The organism is Pseudogracilibacillus auburnensis (assembly GCF_003201975.1).
Lineage (GTDB): Bacteria > Bacillota > Bacilli > Bacillales > Amphibacillaceae > Pseudogracilibacillus > Pseudogracilibacillus auburnensis.
Map to the genome: position 1 here is coordinate 103694 of NZ_QJJQ01000015.1, position 21315 is coordinate 125008.

The window sequence follows — 21315 nt, forward strand, 5'->3', positions numbered from 1 at the left end:
CTTAAGAGTAGGAAAAACAGAAGTTGATATAACAAAATTATGGAAAGACGAACAAGAAACAGATCGTCCAGGCGCAATTACTGTAAACTTACTTCAAAACGGTATTGTTTATGACAAATATGAAGTAACAAAAGAAAATGATTGGAAACTAACAATCACAGACTTACCGGAGTATGACGAGGCTGGTAAGGCTTATAAATACACTGTCACAGAACATGATGTGCCAGGTTACGAATCAGATGTAGACGTATTTGAGATTACAAACACACGTACAGATGTGAAAACAATTGAAATCACGAAATCGTGGTTAGATGATAATTCCGAAGATCGTCCAGATTCAATTAAAGTTGAATTGTTAAGGTCAATCACAGAAGGCGACAAAGAATCAGTTGAAACGTATACAGTATCTGCAGATCAAGAGTGGACATTAAAAGTAAAAGACTTACCAGCATTTGATGTAGATGGGAAAGCATATACGTATGAAATTAAAGAAAAACCAGTTAAAGGCTATAAAACGACAATCGATGGCTTTGACATTACAAACGTCCGCGTAGGCAAAACATCCGTCGAAGGTGAGAAAACGTGGAAAGATGACGATGTACAAGACCGCCCGACATCTATTAAAGTCAACCTGTTACAAAATGGTGTTGTCATAGATACACAAGAAGTAACAGCAGATTCCGATTGGATCTATCGTTTTACAGATCTGGATAAATACGACGAAAATGGTGTGATGTACGAATATACTATTAAAGAACAATATGTCCCAGGCTATAAATCTGAAGTAAATGGGTACAATATTACTAATGTTAAATCTGACAAAATTTCAATAGATATTACAAAGGGTTGGGAAGATAATAATTCGTCAAATCGACCAGAATCTATCACTGTTTATCTTATGCAAAACGGGAAGCTATTTAAAGAAATAGAAGTATTGGCAAAGAATAATTGGCAGTATAAGTTTACAGACCTAGATGCATATGATGAAAATGGTGTAGCTTATGAATACACTATTGAAGAGAAAGAAGTACCAGGATATGAAACAAAAATTGTTGGTTTTGATATCATTAATGTTCTCACAGAAACGCCGATGACTAAAGACCCTGAGCAACCGAGTTCAGAGCCTAAAGACAAAGGTGATTCAGTAGAGGTAAGTGGAAAAACGGATTCGAAAAATGGAGACTTACCAAAGACCGCAACAAATACGTTCAATATGATTGTAGTTGGACTGGCGATTCTAATAATAGGGTTTAGTATTTATTTGTATCGTAGAAAAACTGCATAATGATGAATGACAAAGAACTTTCACTACATATTAAAACGTACGTGAAAGTTCTTTTTATAAAGGATAAATTCAAAGGGTGGTAATTGTTAACAATTATTGAACAATTATGTTTTGAATTGATTAAACAATGAATATTTGTTATATTATGTTATGAAATGTTGCGATACGTTATACAATAACAAAGTGACATACCTCTTATAATTAAAAAGCTCCATAGGAAGAACCCGTCCAACTTCCTTTCGGGGTTTTTTAATTTTTTTGTTAGAGTCTGTTTGAATATCCTATTCGTCTACTCTAGGGATGAAAAATGTAAGAGTTGTCCCTTCTCCTACAACACTATTAATTTGCAACCCTTTTCCGTAAAGTTGTGTCAAACGGCGATTCGTATTTTTAATACCAACCCCGTCGTCATGTAAAGAATATTGGAGGTCGAGTAGTTCTATCACTTTATCTTCATTTATTCCTACCCCATTATCCTCAATTTCTATTTTAATATCATGTTTTAATTCAATTACCCTAATCCATATTATCCCGCCTTTTTTCTTCTGTAAAATGCCATGCTCGACTGCATTTTCAACGAGGGGTTGAATGGATAATGGTGGAATACGAATGTCGATATTATCACCAATATCAAAAACAACTTGAATTCTTTCTCCAAATCTTTCTTTTTCAATATGAAGATAAGACCGTGTTAATTCTAACTCATCTTTAATCGGAATCTCGGCCTCTATATTTGAAATGGCGAAACTTTTCTGTAAATAGTCGCCAAAAGCTTCTAATAAAGCAACCATCCGCTCTTGATCTATTTCTGCTAACGAAGCAATCGAGTTTAATGTATTAAATAAAAAGTGTGGATGAATTTGTGCTTGAAGCCATGCCGCTTCTAAACGTAACAACTCTTTAACTGAATGTTTTAACTCTGTTAAAGCTTCTACTCTCGATTTTAATTCCAGTGTATTAACGGGCTTAATTAAATAATCATTTGCTCCCGATTTAAACGCTGTATAAATATCTTCTTGTAAATTTCTTGCAGTAACTAAAATGATAGGTAGTTCAGAAAGTGTATATTGTTTACGAATTTTTTTCGTCAATTCATACCCATTCATACTCGGCATCATCACATCTGATAAAACTAAATCGACCCGGTTTTCGTCAATCATTTCTAATGCTTCTCTACCATTTAAAGCTTTTATCACATTATAGTCATTTGCCAACATTTGATGGTATACTTTGACGTTGATAGGATCATCATCAACGATAAGCACTGTCGCTTTTTGTTTGATGAAAATAGTGTTTGCTTCATTAGTGATTGCAATTTCTTCAAAACTATTTGTATGTTCCATTGGTAATGAAGCTTTTTCTTTTTCACTTGCTAATGGAATGGAAAATGAAAAAGTTGTCCCTTTATCAGTAGATGTATAAGTAATCGTTCCACCATGAAGGTCGACTAACTGTTTACTTACACTTAAGCCGATTCCGATTCCTGAAATAGCAGTATTTTCATCGGCACGCCCATATGGTTGGAAAATTTTCTCCATGCTTAAATTTGTTGGAATACCAATTCCAGTATCTTTTACATAAATAGTAGCCATCGAATCTGAATGATCTGCCTCAATAATAATCGAGCCCTTTTCTGTATATTTAATTGCATTATGGACTAAATTAAATAAAATTTGAATAAGTCGATTTTCATCCGCTAATAAAAAGGGAAAATTTGCTGGAACCATTGACTTTAATTTTACCTTTTTTCCTTCCCTCAAAAACCCAAGCATATCAATTACTAAGGAAGCAACCATATGAAGATTCGTTTCTTGTTTTTGCAAGTTGATTTTTCCTTCTTTTAGTTGCGTAACTGCAGTTAAATCATTTAATGTATAGCTCATTCTTTTACCTATATCGATAAGTAACAATAAATTTTCTTTACTTTCCTTTGACAAATGATCGTTCTCTATCGTTGCTTCTGCGATATTAAGAATACCATGAAGCGGATTACGCAGTTCATGAGAAGTATTTGCTAAAAATTCATCTTTCATTTTATCCATTTTTTGAAGCTGTTTCGTTTGTTCTTCATTTAAACTTACTACTCGTATATGTTGTTTGAATAGAAGTACTGCGATCGCAATAATATAAATTAAAAAATCAAAAGGATAGTATACAATTTCAAAATCTGCAAACTTAATCCCGGCCCCCCATAAAATGTTTGACGTATAGCTTGTAATAAAAACTAAGATAAAAATACTATCGGGATTACCATGTCGAATTGTTTTAATCGTATGATAAAATAAGAATAATATGGACAATAGATAAAATATATAGCCAACCATTTGAATGTAGGGAAAGTATTCAAATGGAACAAATAGTATAAATACAATTAAAAAGAAAAATAAAAATGATAGAAACCGATAAAAACGTGATTTTAAACGAAATAAATGTTTGATAAAAGTAAGTAAACAGAATAAGGTAATGAGAAAGAAGAGTAACAAAATCTTTACTGACCAAACGTAACTAACGGGTAAATGGATAACGATATCATCATCAATCAAAATGGCAAAAGCAGCAAATGCAAGCATTAATCCATAATAAAAGAGCTCTTTTCGGTATTTCCCTTTTCCAATTAAATAGATAATAAAGACATACATACAATGTAACAAGAAAATAACACTAACAACAATTTGTAACGTTTTTGATAGTCCACCTATCTTGTTAATCGCCGTATCTGTTCCTATATAAATAGATTTATTAATCCCACCGGACAGGAAATTATCATAATTGGATACGTGGATGATTATTTCTATTTCATTCTTTTCTGGATGAAAAGATCCTGAAAAAGGTCCGAACTTTCCTTGATAAGTATGAATGGAATCAGAAGGATTTCCGGATTCCGCTACTAATAAACTATTTATGTATACTTTAGCTGCTGTATCCACACTAGTCATACGAATCCCGTATATTTGTTGCTTATCATCGGGAAGCAGTACCTTTAGTCGATAAGTTCCATAGCCAAATGGATGCTGCTTTCGGTCGAAAAAAGGTGTATTCAACCAGTTTTCGGGTACAGAAATCAATTCAGCATTTTGATTTTGTATCGAACCTGGCGGTAAAAATTCATTCGGGTAAAACTCCCATTCCCCGTTGAGAGTGATTGCTTCATTATCATTAAATGTCCAATCCTTTAAGTCAACGAAGCCTTGTTCCACTCTAGGATGCTCTGGAGGTTTGTGATAGATAATCCACCCAACTCGAAAACAAGTTAGTACAAGTAAAAATAAACTTATTGTAAGGAAAATTTTCTTCATTGTCATTGGCTTATTAGTGGTCATGATGCTATCCAGTCCTTTACCTTGTTATACAGTTATGTAATTAGTAGCCCGATTGAAGTAAGTATTTTAGCTCTCTTTTGGTATTTGAAAACGAACGATTGTTTTTTTATTTGGAATACTACTAATTGTTAGCCCTTTTCCATATAACTGTGTTAACCGTCGATTTGTATTTTTAACACCGACACCATCTTGTGCAGAATGACGCAAATCAAGTAGCTCTTTTATTTGTTCCTGATCCATCCCAACACCATCGTCTTCGATCATAATTTCAATAAAATGAGGTTGTTTTTTAACCCGTATGAATACTTTTCCACCTTCAACTTTGTGTAAAATTCCGTGCATTATTGCGTTTTCAACAAGTGGCTGAATGGATAAAGGGGGAATATGAATGTCAACATTTTCATCGATATCAAACTCCACGTATACCCTTTCTCTAAATCTTTCTTTTTCAATATGAACGTAAGAATAGGTTAATTCCAATTCATTGGCAATCGGTATGACAGAGTTAATGTTGGTAATAGCAAAACTTCTTTGTAAGTAATTTCCGAATGCTCCCAACAAAGCGATCATGCGATCATTATCAATATCGGCCAACGAGGCAATCGAATTTAATGTGTTAAATAAAAAATGCGGATGAATTTGAGCTTGTAGCCATGCTGCTTCCAAGCGCAATAATTCTTTTACCGACTGTTTTAATTCTGTTAATGCGTTTACCCTTGTTTTTAATTCAAGGCTATTAACTGGTTTTATAAGGTAATCATTCGCACCAGATTCAAAAGCAATATGAATATCTTCTGGCAAGTTTCGAGCAGTAATGAGTAGAATAGGTAATTCTGATATCGAATATTGCTCGCGAATTTTCTTTGTTAATTCATATCCTGACATATTGGGCATCATTACATCGGAAATAATTAAATCTAACTGGTTTTGTTCCAGACACTGTAATGCTTCTTTTGCACTAAAGGCTGTTAACACATAATGTTGAGGGATCAACATTTCTTTTATTATTTTAACATTTATCGGATTATCATCCACAACTAGAATTGTTGCCTGGTTTTCATTAGCATGCTTTTTAAAAAGACGTTTTTCTATATCCTTTTCCGCTGCTATTTCCGTTTCACTTTTGATTAATTCCGTTTGATTTGTCATGTTTATATTTCTACCCGCTAGTGGGATCGTAAATAAAAATGTAGTTCCTTCATTTGTTGAATGGTATGTAATGGTACCACCATGTAATTCTACTAACTGTTTACTGACACTTAAACCAATACCAATACCAGATATATCATTTATTTCATTAAGATTCACTCTTTCATAGGATTGGAAAACTTGCTCTATATTTTGATCTGTTGGAATACCTACCCCGGTGTCTTTGACGGAAATAGTAGCCATTTTACCCGTATAATTAGCCCCCACCGTAATAGAACCCTTTTCCGTAAATTTAATCGCATTATGAACGAGATTAAATAAGATTTGTATCAGGCGATTTTCATCTGCTGTAACATATGGAAAAGTAGTTGGTATAGTAGATTGTAGTCTAATTTTTTTTCCTTCCTTCATAAAATCAAGCATATCAAGTACTAAGGCAGTAGTCATATGAAGATTGACATTCTTTTTATATAACTTTACTTTCCCTTCCTTTAGTTGTGTCACTGCACTTAAATCGTTTAACGTAAAATTCATCCTCTTTCCAATATCGATTAACAATTGCACATTTTCTTTATTACTCTCCGTCATTTTGTCTTGATTATGATCTAATAGGGATTGAGCAATATTGATCATTCCATGGAGAGGATTACGTAATTCATGTGACGTGTTTGCTAAAAATTCATCACGTCTTTTATCAATTTGTGTTAGTTGTTTAGCCCAGCTTTCGTTTTCATTTAAAATCTGGATATGGTTTGCAAATAAGAAGCAAGCAAAAGCAATATTAGTGATGATAAAGTCGAACGGATAAAATGTTAAATCTGTCCAGTAAACTTTAGCAATCCCCCAAGAAAGATTGACAAAAATACTAGTCAATCCTAAAAGAATAAAAATCGCTGTATGATTTCCTCGTATCACCTTTTTCCATACGCAAGTGAATAGATAAAAATAAATAAATAAGCTTAATAAAGAACCTAACAAATAAAAATCAGGAAAAATGTCTTCAGGTTTTATCAGAATAATAAGGGTAGCTAATACTTTTATTAATATCAAAAGACGAAGAACTTTCTTATTCATATCTTTAAATAGGCTGTCAATAAACAAAAGGAGGGATATAACGCCCATGAAATACGCAAAAAACATCCATTTGTAAATAAGACCAGGATGAATAGATATGTAAGATAGAATAATACGATCATCATCTATTAAAACGGATACCATTGAAGAAAAGGCTAATAGACCAAACATAATCGCTTTTTTTCGTTGCCTTCCAATAAATGAGAAACTTATTGCATAAATAACATGTAGTAATAAAATAGCAGCAACAATGTATTGAACCATTCTCATTTCAGTATGTTGTTGAATAATAGCATTAGCTGTGCCAAAGGTAATAGATTTATTTATCCCTCCCCTTTTCGAATAATCAAAACTAGATGTTTCAATGACAAGTTCGATCAAGTTTTCTTCCGTATGAAAAAATGCTGTGGTAGCTCCTAATTCTCCTGTATGGTTTTCCTTTGATTGGGCAGGGTTTCCTCGCTGTGAAATTAATTCCCCATTTACATAGATATTCGCTGCAGTAGTGATTTCTTCCATCCGTAACCCAAAAAAATTGTTAGCATCAGTAGGTAATTGGACTAATAGTTTGTAAGTTCCATTTCGATTCCATTCATCTAACTGTTTTTTAGGTTCCTCTTGCCAATTTTTTGGCACAGAAAGAAAACGCTTCGAAAATTCGTGTTGAGCATCTTTATCTGACTCTAAAAACACATTCGGATAAAACTCCCATTCTCCATCTAGATTAATCGTCACCTCATCGGTAAATGAAACGTCTTGTAAATCCATTACTCCTTGTTTTGCCAACGGTTGTTCTGGTGGTAAATGTGACATAATCCAAAAGGAACGAATAGATGTTAGTAACAATAAAAATATAACGAGAATGAATAACATTTTTTTATAAGTGATTGATTTAGGTATAAACATGAGTTTTCTACATTCCTTTTCAGGGAAATACTATTTTACAGATGATAAGATTCCAACATTTCTTCCTTTCACTTTTTTGACAGATCAGAAAGTATAAACCTTTCTTGACTCGAATAAGTGCAACTTTCTTGCCTGCCATTAAAGGTTTGGCAATAAGCTAAGTTTTTTAACCAATGTTGTTCTCCTTCTGCTAATTCTTATCATACTATAATTTTAATAAGAAAAATGATTATTTATCCAAATAGTCTCTTTTTTTCATCCAGTGTAAAGCGTTTAGTATTTTAAGAACCTAAAGTAAGAAGGTCAATTTGACAAAATACCATTTTTTATTGTATAGTTAATTCAACAAAGTTGAATGCAATGAAACCATTGTTTACTTCAACTCGCGTAGTGAAAACGTTTTCTTTCTAAGGAGGGATTCGATGCGTTGGCCAAATTTCGTGCAAATAAAAGAAGTTGGTCCTAGAGACGGTTTGCAAAATGAAAAAGAATGGGTTTCGACCGAAGATAAAGTGAAATGGATCAATATGTTATCAGATTCGGGTGTTAGTGAAATTGAATATTCATCCTTCGTACATCCAAAGTGGATTCCTGCATTAAAAGATGCTCGTGAAGTAGGAAAAAGAATTAAGCGTAATCCTAATGTAACGTATTCAGCATTAGTACCGAATGAAAAAGGATTGGAACATGCCCTTGAAGCTGGGATTGACATGGCATCGGTTTTTATGTCAGCAAGTGAAACACATAATAAGAAAAATATCAATAAGTCTATTGCGGAAACGTATCCTATTATGAAAAACGTAATCGAAGGTGCAAAACAAGAAAAAAAGCGGGTAACTGGTTATGTATCAACCGTGTTTGATTGTCCGTTTGAAGGCAAAGTAAAAACAGATGATGTTATTCGTGTTTGTGAACGTTTATTTGAATACGGCGTCGATGATATTTCACTGGGAGATACGATTGGTTCGGCAGTTCCTTCTCAAGTAGAAGAACTACTTGAGTCAGTCCTATACAGATTCCCAAATAAAAACATTATTATGCATTTTCATGATACGAGAGGAATGGCTATAGCAAATATTGTTACCTCGATGCGGTATGGTGTTACTCGTTTTGATTCTTCATTAGGAGGGCTTGGTGGTTGTCCATATGCTCCAGGAGCTGCTGGTAATGTGGCAACAAATGATATTTTATATTTACTGCACGGACTAGGAATTTCTACTGGTATAGACGAAAGTAAAATTCAAGAAGCGGCCTTATTTATTCAAGAGAAATTAGAGAAGGATTTACCTAGTAGATCCCTTGCATATGAAACAAGTCAAAGGAAAAAAAGTCTCCAATCTGTACAAGCAAAAAATGAGTCACCAAAGCCGATACCACAACGAAAACGCGAGATTATTTATTTTTTCATTAAAAACCAATATGAAAAATTGCGAAGTAAAGCACAGTAACGGAAAACGAAAATCACCGGCTTAAATAAGCTGGTGATTTTTTTTCTGGGTAGAAAAGCAAGTATAAAATTTGTCTTTACCACGGAGTTAACCACTGTGGAATTTAGTTAGATGGATAAAAACAATTTAAGACCGATACTTTTTGATCCCCACCAACATTGGGAGCCATATAAAATCCTTCGTCCGCATTTCCACGAAGCATGTCACGCGGTAATTTGTCGCACTATAGGGTCGTCTTTTTAAACAGATAATAAAGGAAAAACTATCTTACTACATAAGTGCAACTTTAGTTCTTGTAGTAAAGGCTAGGCGAATACCGAGTTTTCCAAAAAGTCATTCAATCAACAGTACGTAAAGCTTTTATAAACTTTTTCATTGCTGGATTTTTTGTTGATTCTAGCCATTCGTCAAGCTCTGTTTCTTTAGAATTGAAATATAATTCAAGTACATCTTGTAATTCTTGTTCATAATGAAGATCAGCTTTTTCCGCCTCTTCCTTTACATTTCCAATGAGGATAGCCCAATTAGTATGTTCATCGCCTAGCGGGCGCTCAGGATACTCATTTGCTAATTTTATGACATGGTGAAAAGCCTCACCTTCATAAAGTTCAATTGCTAACCAGTTTCCGATAAAACGATGGCTTTTATCTTTATTCATCGCTTCTTCAAATAGTTTCCGTGCTTCAGGAAATTTTCCTTGTTCCATTAGGGCAGTAGCATAAATGGCTTGATCGTAACCGTCTAAATGATTTTTACCACCAATTGAATCCACGTATGTTGTAAACCATTTGTGAAAGGAATCCCAGTCTTTTACGTCGTAATAATACATAAAAATCGAAAAATAATCCTCGGAAGATGCAGCTTCTAAATCAGCTAGTGCCAACAAATATGGCAGAGCAAGTTTTTCTTCCTCTATCCCGCTTTGAGATGACTCCTCTCGAACGAGGCGCGTAATCATTCGTAAGCTATGGACATCATTCGGATCATTTTCATACGCAGTTTTATATGCTGCTAGTGCTTTCTTCACTTGTTTATCTAGAAGTAGTTTATCTGCTTTTGTCATTTCTCGTTCTTTTAAATAGAAGATTGGCAACTTCCCAATTGAACTTTCATCAAGTCGATATCCATTACTTTGCGAGAGCAGTTCTCCATTTTTTTTGTACGCTTCTACCGACCAGAAAAATCGACTTTCCGTATTGGTAAAAGCAAGGATTGTCGCTGGAACGACTGAACCGAATGGATCATCTTCATCAGAAAAAGCTACTCCGACTGTTTTCGCGTATAATTCATCAATGGGAACGGTTAGTTGATGATCTGTTATATGGCTTTTAAGTGTGGAACTAGGCGAGCTAGATTCTGTCTCAACACCGACATTTATATTGTAATATGCTGCTCCTTCGACCTCTTCCCAATCGAATGAAACAGTTTCACCAGTTATTTCTTGTTGATTTGCCGGGGATTCAATCTCGATTAGCGGCTGAAATGTAATATCGTAGGTGATATCGTTGATTCCATCGACATCAATCCATTCATCCATGTCGATTGGCCATGACCAGCCATCAATTTGTTCATACATGAGCCCTAAAGAGACTTGATAACTTCCTGGAACCACATGTTGAAATTCAAACTCGCCTTGTTCATTTGTGATTACTTCATAGCGTTCGAATTCTGATATACTTTGATTCACCTCTTCCCCTTCCCGTAAAAAAACACCAACCCCCTCAACGGGAGTTCCATCATTTCGTGTTATTTTTCCTTTCATCGTTCCAGCAATTTTTTCATTATCATCAATGACATTCTTTAAGCGGTTTTCTAGCGATCGTAATTTATCATATATTGGGCCAAGGCTGATATCCGGATCTTCTTCGGCAGATTTTTCCCATCCTTCTTTATATTTTTTTAATCCATTTTTCACTTCATGAAGTGCCTCTTCTACATTTCCTTCATTAATGGATATTTCTGCTCGTAGTTCAGACACTTCAGCATGAAAATAATAATAATCTGAATCATTAGAAATCGGTATTTGTTCGATAATTTCTGCTGCCTTTGTAAAGTCGGCATGTTTAAGGGCGATTTTTGCGTGTTGAATCTTTACTTCATTATGATCCCACGTATGATCTTCTGGAATCCGCTCCATGGCACGAGCAAAAGTTTGATCCACTTTTTCCATCTCGTTCAAACTAGCATAATAATTAGCCAGTTGTGTAGCAACTACTGAAAGATACCCATTTGTCGGACCTTTTTCTAAATACTGTTGTAATATCGGTTGTTTTTCATCCCAAGAAAAGGAAACATTTGGCTCATCTGTATTGTACATTGTCAATGACGGGCCAGTGACAACATCAAATTGCCCCGCTAATCCGTAAGCGATCATATAATCTTCCACGATGGACCATTTTTGCGACTCCGCTATATGACCGTCCAATAATTCGAGCATTTTTATTTTCCCTTCCACTTTCCCCGCTTCGAAATTTTTTTTCGCAAAAAACAATGAAACTTGTGGAGAAATAACAAAGGTCATCAAAGGAATAAAAAGTAAAGCGACGAAAATAAGCCATACTAGATGTTTCACTTTCAGTTTAATTTTCATTTTTTAACACCATCCGCTCGAAATCATCCTTCCAGTAAAAACTCCCCCCTGCTTTAATGACGGTTTGTTCTTCTATGTGAGGATTTTTCAATAATTCTTTTGCACCAAAACCTACAAATAATAACATGAAGACAGCACTAATCGGAAGGAGTGGGAGTTCGATTTCTTTATTCCAAAATGATGCTACTTTTTCTTTCCATGTAATCGCATGAAGTTGTTCTAAAACATGTTTCTGACTCGTAAAGTGAAGTCCGCTTAGTTCATGATCGAGTTGTTTTTTTACTTGTTCCTTCTTGTACGGCATCGAAGCCATCTCCCTTCACTAATAAATCTTTTAATAATGATCGTCCTCTTTTTAATCTTGACTTTACTGTATTTTCTTTCGCTTGAATGTGAGTCGCTATTTCCGTTATTTTTAATTCATTGAAATAATATAGGGTGATTACTTCACGGTATTTATAATCCAATTGTTGAATCGCTTCACTAATGTTTTTATTCCATGCTAATTGAAGAATCGTTTCTTCGGGACTTTGCACGGTATCATCTTCCTTTGTCCATTCCAATAAGTCAAAGCTAGGAAAAATATGTTTGATACTCCATTTTCGTAACTGTGACCTGCAACAATTTAACGTAATGGTCGTGAGCCAGCTTTTTAATTTTTCGGGATCATGAAGCTGATCTATCTTTTCAAAAGCAGTAATAAATGTGTCTTGAACAGCCTCTTCAGCACGCTGGTGATCTTTTACAAGTAAAAAAGCTGTTCGGAATAAATAATCACCGTACTTGTTCATTACTTCGACGAGTGCACGTTCGTCTTTTTCTTTTAACCGGTCAATAAGATGCAAGGCCAGCTCTCCCCCTCTCACTACATAGATGCAAGTAAACGAAAAATAGTTGCATAATTTTCTCCAATAGTTAAAATCTTTTCTTTGATGTGATCGTACCACAGTTTAGTACATGGAAGTCTACATTTATGATAAAATGAATATTAGGCCTTTTGAAAGGAGAGAGTTCTCATTAGCGTTGGTAATATTGGGAAAAAAATTAAGCAATTACGATTACGACAAAAAAAGACACAACAACAAATAGCAGATGAATGTAATATATCAAAAAGTTTATTATCAAAAATTGAAAATGGACAAACTTCTTCAGCAATCGCAACATTATCTAAAATCTCAAACTCCCTAGATGTCCCACTTTCCTGGTTATTAGAAGATAAACCAGAACAAGATCTTGTTTTATTAAGGAAGCCTGAACGCCAATCTAAAGTCGGTGATGAACATATGGGGTATTCCTACGAATTATTAGCAAATCGCTCCCAGTATACCGGAGTGGAACCGACGATTGTTCATGTAACTCCAAAGAATTTAAACTTAAGGGAAGAAGCATATACCCATTCACATGACGAATTTATTTACATTTTAAAGGGAGCAATTGAACTCTCGTATAATGGAAAAAGACACTATATGGAAAAAGGCGATACCGCTTATTTCACTGGGACCAACCCGCATCTGTTCATTCCCGTTGATAATGACGGTGCTGAAGTATTAACATTATTTATTGAGAAAAGTGATTGAAAATTAAGATTGTCAGCCTTTATCGTTTAGTTATATTTTTCAAAAAGGAAGGGTTAACGATGTCATTAGATGTGATTAAATTTTTAGCTTCTATTCTATTTGCTGCCCTTGTGCTGATTAAAATATTACCTGGTCGCGGAATCGCGCAAATAACTGTAAATGAATTACGCCCTCAATTAAAAGATGAATCGATCCAATTTATCGATGTTCGACCACCAGTTAAATACAATCAGTTCCATATTTACGGATTTAAAAATATTCCATTAAAAGAAATACGTAAACAAGCAAAAACATTGTCCAAAGATAAGAAAACGATTGTCATTTGTCAAACTGGAACAAAAGGAAACGAGGCATGTAAACGTTTGAAGCGAAGAGGGTTTACGGACTTATCGAATGTAAGAGGTGGCTTAAGTACGTGGGAGCCTATTCATATTGATCGGACATAATAATAGGGAAATCACATTCAAACATCGTGGTTTCCCTATTTTAGTTATATAGGTTGTTGTTGCGTAATGCAGTGGATATTTCCCCCACCAACAGAAACTTCCCTCGTATAAACAGAGACAACTTTTCGATCCGGAAACATTTTTTTAAACTGTTCCATGGCGATGTCATCCTGTGGATCATGAAATGCAGGAATGACAACACCACCATTACAAATATAACAGTTAATATAGGTGGCAAGAAACGTCTCATCAGGTGTGCGATCATAGGCTGAGTCAATCTGATCTATTTCAGCACTTTCTTCCTCCGTTAGTTTTATTTGTTTAGGAAGTTGTACTTTATGAATAACAAATTTTCTCCCTTTGGCATCCGTTTCTTTTAAAAGGTGATCATATGTCTTATGAAGTACTTCATATTGTGGGTGCTTTGGATCATCCGTCCAGCCGATAGCAATTTCTCCTGGGCGTACAAAAAACAACACTTCATCTACGTGACCATCTGTTTCATCACCGACAAGCCCTTCTTTTAACCAAATGACTTTATCGACATTTATATAATCCATTAAGATTTTTTCCGTTTCTTCTTTTGATCTATTATTACGATTAGGATTTAAGACACATTGTTCTGTCGTAATGACCGTACCTTCCCCATCAACCGCAATTGCCCCACCTTCTGTAATAAAATGAGTTGCGTCATAACGATGAAGTTGTTCGATTTCTAATACTTTTTGTTTCACGGCACTATCCAAATGCCAGGGAAAATATAAACCTTTATCAAGACCACCCCAAGCATTAAAGCCCCAGTCGATCCCACGTACTTCACCTAGGTTATTTTTTACAAATGTTGGGCCAATATCTCGCATCCATGCATCGTTTGAAGAAATTTCCACGACTCGAATATTATCAGGTAAGAGTCTGCGCGCATTTTCATATTGTTCCGCATTCACACACATAGTCACAGGCTCGAATTGCGCAATGGCACTTGCCACCTCAACATACGCCTTTTGTGCTGGCTTTGCACCTGCACGCCACGTATCTGTTCGAATCGGCCAAAGCATCCAAGTCCCTTTATGTTTTTCATATTCCCCAGGCATTCTAAATCCATCTTGCCTTGGTGTACTATTTATTGTCGCCAATGTCATATCCTCCTTTATGTTATATCCCTTTTAACCACCAGAAATTATTTTTGAAGAACTAGAAGGATAACCTATAAATGAAAATCGTTGAAATAGCCCACCAAATCGTAAATAATCCCATTTTACACCATTAAGTGTTAGCTAACTTCAACGATTTTTTCTTTAGGAATGCTTTGATCGATTTTTTTGTCTTACAGGCTTTTTTGTTCATACAACTTGCGCAAATCTCGTTTTAACACTTTTCCACTAGGGTTCTTTGGTAAGCCATCTGTAAAATGAACGTATTTTGGCGATTTAAATGTCGATAATTCACTTTTACAAAACTCAATTAATTCTTCGGTGGTTACATGTTCCCCTTCTTTTAATACAACAATGGCCGTTATCGCTTCTATCCAATATTCATCTGGAAGTCCAATGACTGCAACTTCAGCAACTTCCTTCATCTGATAAATAACCTCTTCCACTTCTCGACTAGAAACATTGACTCCACCAGTATTAATAATATCCTTTTTCCGATCAATAATCGTAATATAACCTTCATCATCCATGACACCAAGATCTCCACTATGGAACCAACCGTTTTTAAATGCTTCGGCAGTTTTTTCTGGGTCATTCAAATAGCCAAGCATCGCATGTGGAGTACGGTGAACGATCTCCCCTATTTCTCCTCTTGGAACTTCGATATCCTGATCGTCCACAATTTTTGTTTCGACATGCAAAGTTGGTACTCCTGCTGATCCAAGTTTTCGCAATTGATCTTCTGGCTGTAATGCTGTTGCAAGAGGGGCAACTTCTGTTTGACCATAAAAATTCCAAAAACGAGCATTCGGGAGTCGATTCGCCAATTCTCGAAGTATTTCCCGGGGCATAATGGCAGCACCATAATAACATTTTTGTAATGTTGATACATCGAAAGAGTCAAAGCCTGCGTGGCGTAACATCGCAATCCAGACAGTGGGTGGCGCGAAAAGCTGGGTCGCTTTATGTCGTTCGATTGTTTCCAAAATGACCGTTGGACTAGCTTCATCTAAAATAATCCCACTTGCACCGACATAAATGCTTGGGCCTAAGAAAACATGTAGCTGGGCACTATGATAAAAAGGAAGAGCATGGACAAGTACATCTTCAGCTCCCATATTTCCATCTATTACACAACTAACGTATTCACTAATAATACTTTTATGGGAGAGCATGACCCCTTTTGGCGCTGACTCTGTCCCGCTTGTATATAACACATGGGCAAGATCATCATCTTGTAAATCCATTTCAATAGGATCCATTCGTTCATTTTGTTGAACGTTTGATAAAGGAATCCAATCACCAATGGTCAAATTGTCCTCACATTCTAGTAAATAACGATGTCGTATATCGACACCTTCTGCAGCATGTTCTAATGTGGATGCGAATTCTTTTGGTGCTAATAATCCACTCACACTCGCATGATGTATGATATAACGAATATCTTTTTCCGTTAACATATAGTTTATTGGGATAAGCACAGCTCCTATTCTAGCAATAGCAAACTGAACGATCACAAAGTCGAGGCTGTTCTTAGATAATAATGCAATCATATCACCCTTTTTTATTCCACGCTTCATGAAACCATGTGCTGTTTGGTTAACTAGTTGATCTAGCTGTTCATAAGTAACGGTACGCTGTTTATATGTAAGGGCAATTTTATGCGGCTTTCTTAAAACGGTTCTAGTAAGTAAATCCCCTAACGTATTTCTCCGTACTCGGTTTATCATTTTCGCTATTTGTTCCCTTTGAATATTCATCCTATCCCTCCACTGCATATATAGTTATTATTAGTATATTTCAGAAATTTCAATATAACAATAATTTTTCGGTAATTTAGTCCATTGTAGCATACAAAATGAATGAATATTTTCAAAAAAACCATACTACTTTTATGAAAGCAATGGGGGTGAACGCCAATGGGAAAAGACGAACATAACAAAGCAAAAGGAAAAAATAGTTTTGCGCAAACACCGAAAAATCAACTGACTGATCATATTGATGTTGAATTTTCACAAGCGCTTGCAGATGAAGATGATCGGGAGGCGCAGGAAAGAGCACGGGATGCAGATAAACGAGTGAAGGATTAACGTTTAAGCGGGTCAAGGCTCGGTAGTCGTTGATCATTCTTTGTGCATTTCTCATGCTGTTGGTAAGTCGTACTTTGCTCATTAGCATAAATAGACCCTAGAAAGAGTTATTTCTAGGGTCTAAAAGCTAGGTTTATCGACTATTCGTTATTACTATTACGAATTTGTATTTTACGTGTTTTATTCTCCATATTTTTCGGAATATCAATGTAAAGGATTCCGTTTTTATTATCTGCACTTATTTCATCTGCATTAATATCATCAGGTAATGTAAAGGAACGGAAGAATGAGCCATAACTATGTTCGATTGTATGCATCTGAGTTTCTGAATCTTCTAATTCCGTTTCTTTTCTTCTTTCTCCTTTGATTCTCATCATTTTTCCATCAATTTCAACTTCGATTTTTTCCGGATCTACTCCCGGCACCTCAACTTCAATCGTATAACGGTCTTTTTTTTCTGCGATATTACATGCAGGTGTTAAGCCGTCTTTGTTTCCTAACGATTTGTTCGAGAAGAATGGATCATCAAAAAAGCGTTGAAACATTCCGTCTAATTCATTTTTAAATCTTTTTAACGGTTGATCATCTGAACTAATTCGACGCAGTGGCTTCATTTTTAATTCCTCCCAATAATATCCTTTATCATCATTATATTTCCACACAAAAGTAAATATAAACATAAAAAAGTGAAGTTCAACATTTTGTCATAAGATTGCTACTTATTTTGGAATAATATTCAAAATTAACTTTTACTCACAACGTCAATCTTCAGTATCATATTCATCTCATCGTTTTCTAAAGCATAGACTATTTTTTCTAAATGATCAAATTGAACTCGTTGTAACTTCCCATTTGTTCATTCAATAAGTGTTGCACGCCGAATCTCTGTTTTAATATGTAATTCGTGATGAGTAGAATTATTGCTAATGTAAAGTTTACATACAACTCATGCTAAACTCGTACCTATAAGAGGACAGTGTAGTAAATTTTATACTGGATGTTTATTGGTACAACAGCATGGATCTTATGGCTAAAATAAACCAAAAGATTAGCAGTATCGGAATTAGCACAAAAATATCGCTAGGTTTAATGGATCAGGAAGTACTCAAGAGAAGATGTGGCGATGAATCTGATCGATATGATAGAATCATTGAATTTTGAACATGACGGTTTGTTAAATGAAATAAAGAAACAAGGAAGGAATGGAATAATAATTGCCATAAGATATGTGATCAATCGATTTTAAACGAGGTTATTTATAATAGGTTACAGAAAAAGGTCGAATGAATATTGTAAAAAGAAATTAGTCGGGTATCTAATCCACTTCTTTGCCATTCTCTCCCTAAAAATCTATAATCAAAAGGAGTAGTTTTGTGAAAAGGATGTGTGACGATGATTCGACGATTTTTTTCCTATTATAAGCCGCATAAACGGTTATTTATTATAGATTTTACAAGCGCTGTTATTGTCGCTATTTTAGAGCTGGCCTTCCCTGTGGCGGTGCAATGGTTTATCGATGATTTATTACCGGGAAATAATTGGGATCTTATTGTAAAAGTGAGTATTGGCTTATTTCTTATTTATCTTTTAAGTACCTTTTTGCAATATATTGTTACCTATTGGGGACATAAGCTAGGGCTTAATATTGAAACAGATATGAGGGAAGACTTATTTCATCATGTACAAAAGCAGTCATTTCGCTTTTTTGACAATACAAAAACAGGACATATCATGAGTCGAATAACGAATGACCTTTTTGAAATTGGTGAACTTGCACACCATGGTCCTGAGGATTTATTTATTGCGGTAATGACATTCATTGGAGCATTTTGGATTATGCTTACAATTAATGTACAGCTTGCTCTTATTATCTTGTTCATTGTTCCGATTCTTATCTTTTTCATGACGTATAGCAATATTAAAATGAGTAAAGCGTGGCGTAATATGTATGAAGATATTGCTGGGGTAAACGCACGAATTGAAGATGCTGTCTCAGGTGTACGAGTTGTGCAGTCATTTACGAATGAAGCGTACGAGATGGAACGTTTTACAGAAAACAACCAACTGTTTCGTAGATCAAAACTAACAGCTTACAAAGTAATGGCACTCGTTCATTCAAATATTTATATGTTCATGCGATTCATTACGTTGCTCGTGTTAATTATCGGTGCATGGCTCAGTTTTACCAATCGTTTATCGTATGGCGAGCTTGTCGCTTTCGTTTTATATGTAAATGTATTGTTCAAACCAATTGAAAAAATTAGTGCACTGCTTGAGTTGTATCCGAAAGGGATGGCAGGATTTCGTCGATTTATCGATCTACTTGATGTTCATCCTGACGTAAAGGACCGAAAAGGAGCGAAAAATGTCACTCATCTAAATGGAAATATTTCATTCGATGATGTCACATTTACGTATGAAAAAACACAAGCACCTGTATTAAAAGGGATGGATTTTCATATCAAAGCTGGGGAAACGATCGCATTTGTTGGTCCTTCTGGTGCCGGAAAAACGACAATTTGCTCCCTCATACCAAGATTCTATGATATTGATAAAGGCGCTATTACGATTGACAGGATGGACATAAGAGATATGACGATGCGCTCGTTACGGAAACAAATTGGCATCGTGCAACAAGATGTTTTTCTTTTTACAGGAACATTACGTGAAAATATCGCTTACGGAAAGCTTGATGCAACAAATGAAGAAATTGAAGAAGCAGCCAAGTTAGCCCATATGGAAGCATTTATTGCAGAATTGCCAAATGGGTATGAGACACAAGTTGGAGAACGTGGTTTAAAGCTATCTGGTGGTCAAAAACAACGGATTGCCATTGCCCGAATGTTTTTAAAAGACCCATCGATTTTAATTTTAGATGAAGCAACATCTGCTCTTGATACTGAAACCGAAGCAATTATTCAAGAGGCACTTATGAACTTAGCGAAAAACCGAACAACGCTAATAATAGCCCACCGCCTTGCGACCATTAAGCATGCTGATCGTATCATGGTCGTTACGAAAGAAGGGATTAAAGAAGAGGGTAGTCATGAGGAATTGATTGCTCAGGGTGGTATGTTTGCTCATCTCCACGATATTCAGTTAAGGTGAATATTTCTTCCAATGTGATTTACGTTTAAACTGATAGATACAAGTTATTCAATCTTGCTGGGAGGGAGAAAGAATAGGTAAAGAAAGAACAAACTTATATTTTATCGCTATTTTGGTAGCAATTTCTTCTAATTCATTTGACATACACTTGGACTTTACGGTGGTTCCAATTTTCATTATTTTTATCCTAATTATCATGTTTCTAGGTAATAAGGTGACGAAAGAGCTGAATATTTGGCAGAAGCTAGGACTCGTCATCGTTCATGCGAGTGTACTATTTTTAGCTGTGATGCTCACTCATTACATAGCGATAACAGTATTTGGATTCATTACAATTGGTTGGATAAAAATGGTTGTAAAATTTATGTTGATCGTTATTATAGTATGGATTGTTTTAAGGTCTTTACGGTATCTATCTTTAAAAATTAGCGCCGGGAAGTTTCCATAGAATAAATGTGTAAAATATTTCTCTCCATTTGATATGGCCCCCAAGAGGTAAGATTGGATGTAGTTCAATTGTACCTTTTGGGGGCTTATTTATTTTTGGTAAGTGTATTCACCTCCATATCCATCCATTCAATGTTTTTTAGGCATTCAGATGAAAATGTATACGCTCCGTTACTGGGAGTTACGCTGCCTCGAACTACTCAATCCTTTTTATCTTCCTTTTTGAATACGCACTTTTAGTAAAATCTTTTCAATTATTTAAAGCCAAATCCTCTGTTGAATTGTCTAATAAGTGAATCAATCATTTTGGGAGAGATTGGAGGAAAGAGTATAGTGAAGAAAAAGATCGTTGTAGTCGATGACGAGAAGCCAATAGCAGATATCGTTCAATTTTTTCTGCAAAAGGAAGGATTTTCGATACGATGCGCCTATAATGGTCAAGATGCAATGGAACTGATTGAAGAGATACGCCCTGATATGATTGTACTAGATATGATGCTTCCTGACTATGATGGTGTAGAGTTGTGCTGTCAATTTCGAAAAAAATTGGACATACCGATTATTATATTGACAGCAAGTAATTCGGAAAATGATAGAAAGCGCGCATTTGAACTTGGGGCAAGTGGATTCGTATTCAAACCTTTTTACATGCAAGAATTGGTTGCTTTAGTAAAAGGATGTCTTCTTAGCCCATCCAAAGCAAGGTAAATAGCAGGTAATGGGA

The 21315-nt window shown here is 35.3% G+C and carries 16 protein-coding genes and 1 pseudogene; 9 read left to right on the forward strand and 8 right to left on the reverse strand.

All coding sequences use genetic code 11. The features are described from left to right. A partial coding sequence (locus DFR56_RS23095) for a Cna B-type domain-containing protein (protein WP_158525702.1) occupies nt 1-1285 on the forward strand: 1285 nt, incomplete at its 5' end. Nucleotides 1286-1566: 281 nt separating this feature from the next. Here the strand turns inward: DFR56_RS23095 and DFR56_RS17890 are convergent. Beyond that, on the reverse strand, nt 1567-4605 hold the full coding sequence (locus tag DFR56_RS17890) for a sensor histidine kinase (protein ID WP_110396816.1): 3039 nt from the start codon (nt 4603-4605) through the stop codon (nt 1567-1569). Between the two features lie 66 nt (nt 4606-4671). Further along, entirely contained in the window at nt 4672-7734 is a 3063-nt protein-coding gene (locus DFR56_RS17895) for an ATP-binding protein (protein WP_110396817.1), read from the reverse strand. A gap of 422 nt (nt 7735-8156) precedes the next feature. Here DFR56_RS17895 and DFR56_RS17900 point away from each other — a divergent pair, with 422 nt between their 5' ends. After that, nucleotides 8157-9182, forward strand: coding sequence for a hydroxymethylglutaryl-CoA lyase (locus DFR56_RS17900; RefSeq protein WP_110396818.1), 1026 nt, complete (start codon nt 8157-8159; stop codon nt 9180-9182). Nucleotides 9183-9519: 337 nt separating this feature from the next. On the opposite strand, the gene DFR56_RS17905 is transcribed toward DFR56_RS17900, so the two are convergent. The 3 genes from DFR56_RS17905 to DFR56_RS17915 are packed head-to-tail and all read right to left on the reverse strand — an operon-like array spanning nt 9520 to nt 12617. Then, nucleotides 9520-11772: a carboxypeptidase-like regulatory domain-containing protein gene (locus DFR56_RS17905; protein WP_110396819.1), complete on the reverse strand. Its 2253-nt coding sequence runs from the start codon at nt 11770-11772 to the stop codon at nt 9520-9522. Next, a complete protein-coding gene (locus DFR56_RS17910; RefSeq protein ID WP_110396820.1) occupies nt 11762-12076 on the reverse strand; it encodes a hypothetical protein in 315 nt (104 codons plus the stop codon). Before DFR56_RS17910 ends, DFR56_RS17905 begins: the two co-directional genes overlap by 11 nt. Then, nucleotides 12033-12617 carry an RNA polymerase sigma factor gene (locus DFR56_RS17915; RefSeq protein WP_110396821.1) on the reverse strand — a complete coding sequence of 195 codons (585 nt, stop codon included), beginning with the start codon at nt 12615-12617 and terminating at the stop codon, nt 12033-12035. Before DFR56_RS17915 ends, DFR56_RS17910 begins: the two co-directional genes overlap by 44 nt. Before the next feature lie 198 nt (nt 12618-12815). Between DFR56_RS17915 and DFR56_RS23760 the strand changes: the two are divergent. The 3 genes and pseudogenes from DFR56_RS23760 to DFR56_RS17925 all read left to right on the forward strand — a co-directional run. Beyond that, a pseudogene (locus DFR56_RS23760) lies at nt 12816-12971 on the forward strand (helix-turn-helix domain-containing protein); the annotation flags it as partial. A gap of 84 nt (nt 12972-13055) precedes the next feature. Then, nucleotides 13056-13349: a cupin domain-containing protein gene (locus DFR56_RS23555; RefSeq protein ID WP_242694771.1), complete on the forward strand. Its 294-nt coding sequence runs from the start codon at nt 13056-13058 to the stop codon at nt 13347-13349. After that, nucleotides 13346-13795, forward strand: coding sequence for a rhodanese-like domain-containing protein (locus DFR56_RS17925; RefSeq protein WP_242694770.1), 450 nt, complete (start codon nt 13346-13348; stop codon nt 13793-13795). The genes DFR56_RS23555 and DFR56_RS17925 overlap by 4 nt, the downstream gene beginning before the upstream one ends. A 44-nt stretch (nt 13796-13839) precedes the next feature. Here the strand turns inward: DFR56_RS17925 and aguA are convergent, their stop codons facing one another. Both aguA and DFR56_RS17935 read right to left on the reverse strand, forming a co-directional pair. Further along, nucleotides 13840-14928, reverse strand: coding sequence for an agmatine deiminase (aguA, locus tag DFR56_RS17930; RefSeq protein WP_244916573.1), 1089 nt, complete (start codon nt 14926-14928; stop codon nt 13840-13842). A gap of 191 nt (nt 14929-15119) precedes the next feature. After that, nucleotides 15120-16706 (reverse strand): fatty acyl-CoA synthetase, encoded by a 1587-nt coding sequence (locus DFR56_RS17935; RefSeq protein WP_244916574.1) that lies wholly within the window; start codon nt 16704-16706, stop codon nt 15120-15122. A 159-nt stretch (nt 16707-16865) separates the two neighbouring features. Between DFR56_RS17935 and DFR56_RS17940 the strand changes: the two genes are divergently transcribed. After that, a complete protein-coding gene (locus DFR56_RS17940) occupies nt 16866-17036 on the forward strand; it encodes a YfhD family protein (protein ID WP_110396825.1) in 171 nt (56 codons plus the stop codon). Between the two features lie 140 nt (nt 17037-17176). Here the strand turns inward: DFR56_RS17940 and DFR56_RS17945 are convergent, their stop codons facing one another. Next, on the reverse strand, nt 17177-17650 hold the full coding sequence (locus tag DFR56_RS17945; protein ID WP_158525704.1) for an Hsp20/alpha crystallin family protein: 474 nt from the start codon (nt 17648-17650) through the stop codon (nt 17177-17179). Nucleotides 17651-18428: 778 nt separating this feature from the next. Between DFR56_RS17945 and DFR56_RS17950 the strand changes: the two genes are divergently transcribed. The 3 genes from DFR56_RS17950 (at nt 18429) to DFR56_RS17960 (ending at nt 21299) form a co-directional block, all read left to right on the forward strand. Beyond that, entirely contained in the window at nt 18429-20144 is a 1716-nt protein-coding gene (locus tag DFR56_RS17950; RefSeq protein ID WP_110396827.1) for an ABC transporter ATP-binding protein, read from the forward strand. Between the two features lie 160 nt (nt 20145-20304). Further along, on the forward strand, nt 20305-20592 hold the full coding sequence (locus tag DFR56_RS17955) for a hypothetical protein (protein WP_158525705.1): 288 nt from the start codon (nt 20305-20307) through the stop codon (nt 20590-20592). Nucleotides 20593-20924: 332 nt separating this feature from the next. Next, entirely contained in the window at nt 20925-21299 is a 375-nt protein-coding gene (locus DFR56_RS17960) for a response regulator (RefSeq protein ID WP_158525706.1), read from the forward strand. Nucleotides 21300-21315: the final 16 nt, after the last annotated feature.

What these genes read in the sequence shown, in the direction of transcription:
- DFR56_RS17950 (WP_110396827.1), top strand. Translation starts at nt 18,429, where the DNA reads ATGATTCGACGATTTTTTTCCTATTATAAGCCGCATAAACGGTTATTT.
- DFR56_RS17900 (WP_110396818.1), top strand. Translation starts at nt 8,157, where the DNA reads ATGCGTTGGCCAAATTTCGTGCAAATAAAAGAAGTTGGTCCTAGAGAC.
- DFR56_RS17895 (WP_110396817.1), bottom strand. Translation starts at nt 7,734, where the DNA reads ATGTTTATACCTAAATCAATCACTTATAAAAAAATGTTATTCATTCTC.
- DFR56_RS17910 (WP_110396820.1), bottom strand. Translation starts at nt 12,076, where the DNA reads ATGCCGTACAAGAAGGAACAAGTAAAAAAACAACTCGATCATGAACTA.
- DFR56_RS17935 (WP_244916574.1), bottom strand. Translation starts at nt 16,706, where the DNA reads ATGAATATTCAAAGGGAACAAATAGCGAAAATGATAAACCGAGTACGG.
- DFR56_RS17905 (WP_110396819.1), bottom strand. Translation starts at nt 11,772, where the DNA reads ATGAAAATTAAACTGAAAGTGAAACATCTAGTATGGCTTATTTTCGTC.
- DFR56_RS17890 (WP_110396816.1), bottom strand. Translation starts at nt 4,605, where the DNA reads ATGACCACTAATAAGCCAATGACAATGAAGAAAATTTTCCTTACAATA.
- DFR56_RS17945 (WP_158525704.1), bottom strand. Translation starts at nt 17,650, where the DNA reads ATGAAGCCACTGCGTCGAATTAGTTCAGATGATCAACCGTTAAAAAGA.
- DFR56_RS17940 (WP_110396825.1), top strand. Translation starts at nt 16,866, where the DNA reads ATGGGAAAAGACGAACATAACAAAGCAAAAGGAAAAAATAGTTTTGCG.
- DFR56_RS23555 (WP_242694771.1), top strand. Translation starts at nt 13,056, where the DNA reads ATGGGGTATTCCTACGAATTATTAGCAAATCGCTCCCAGTATACCGGA.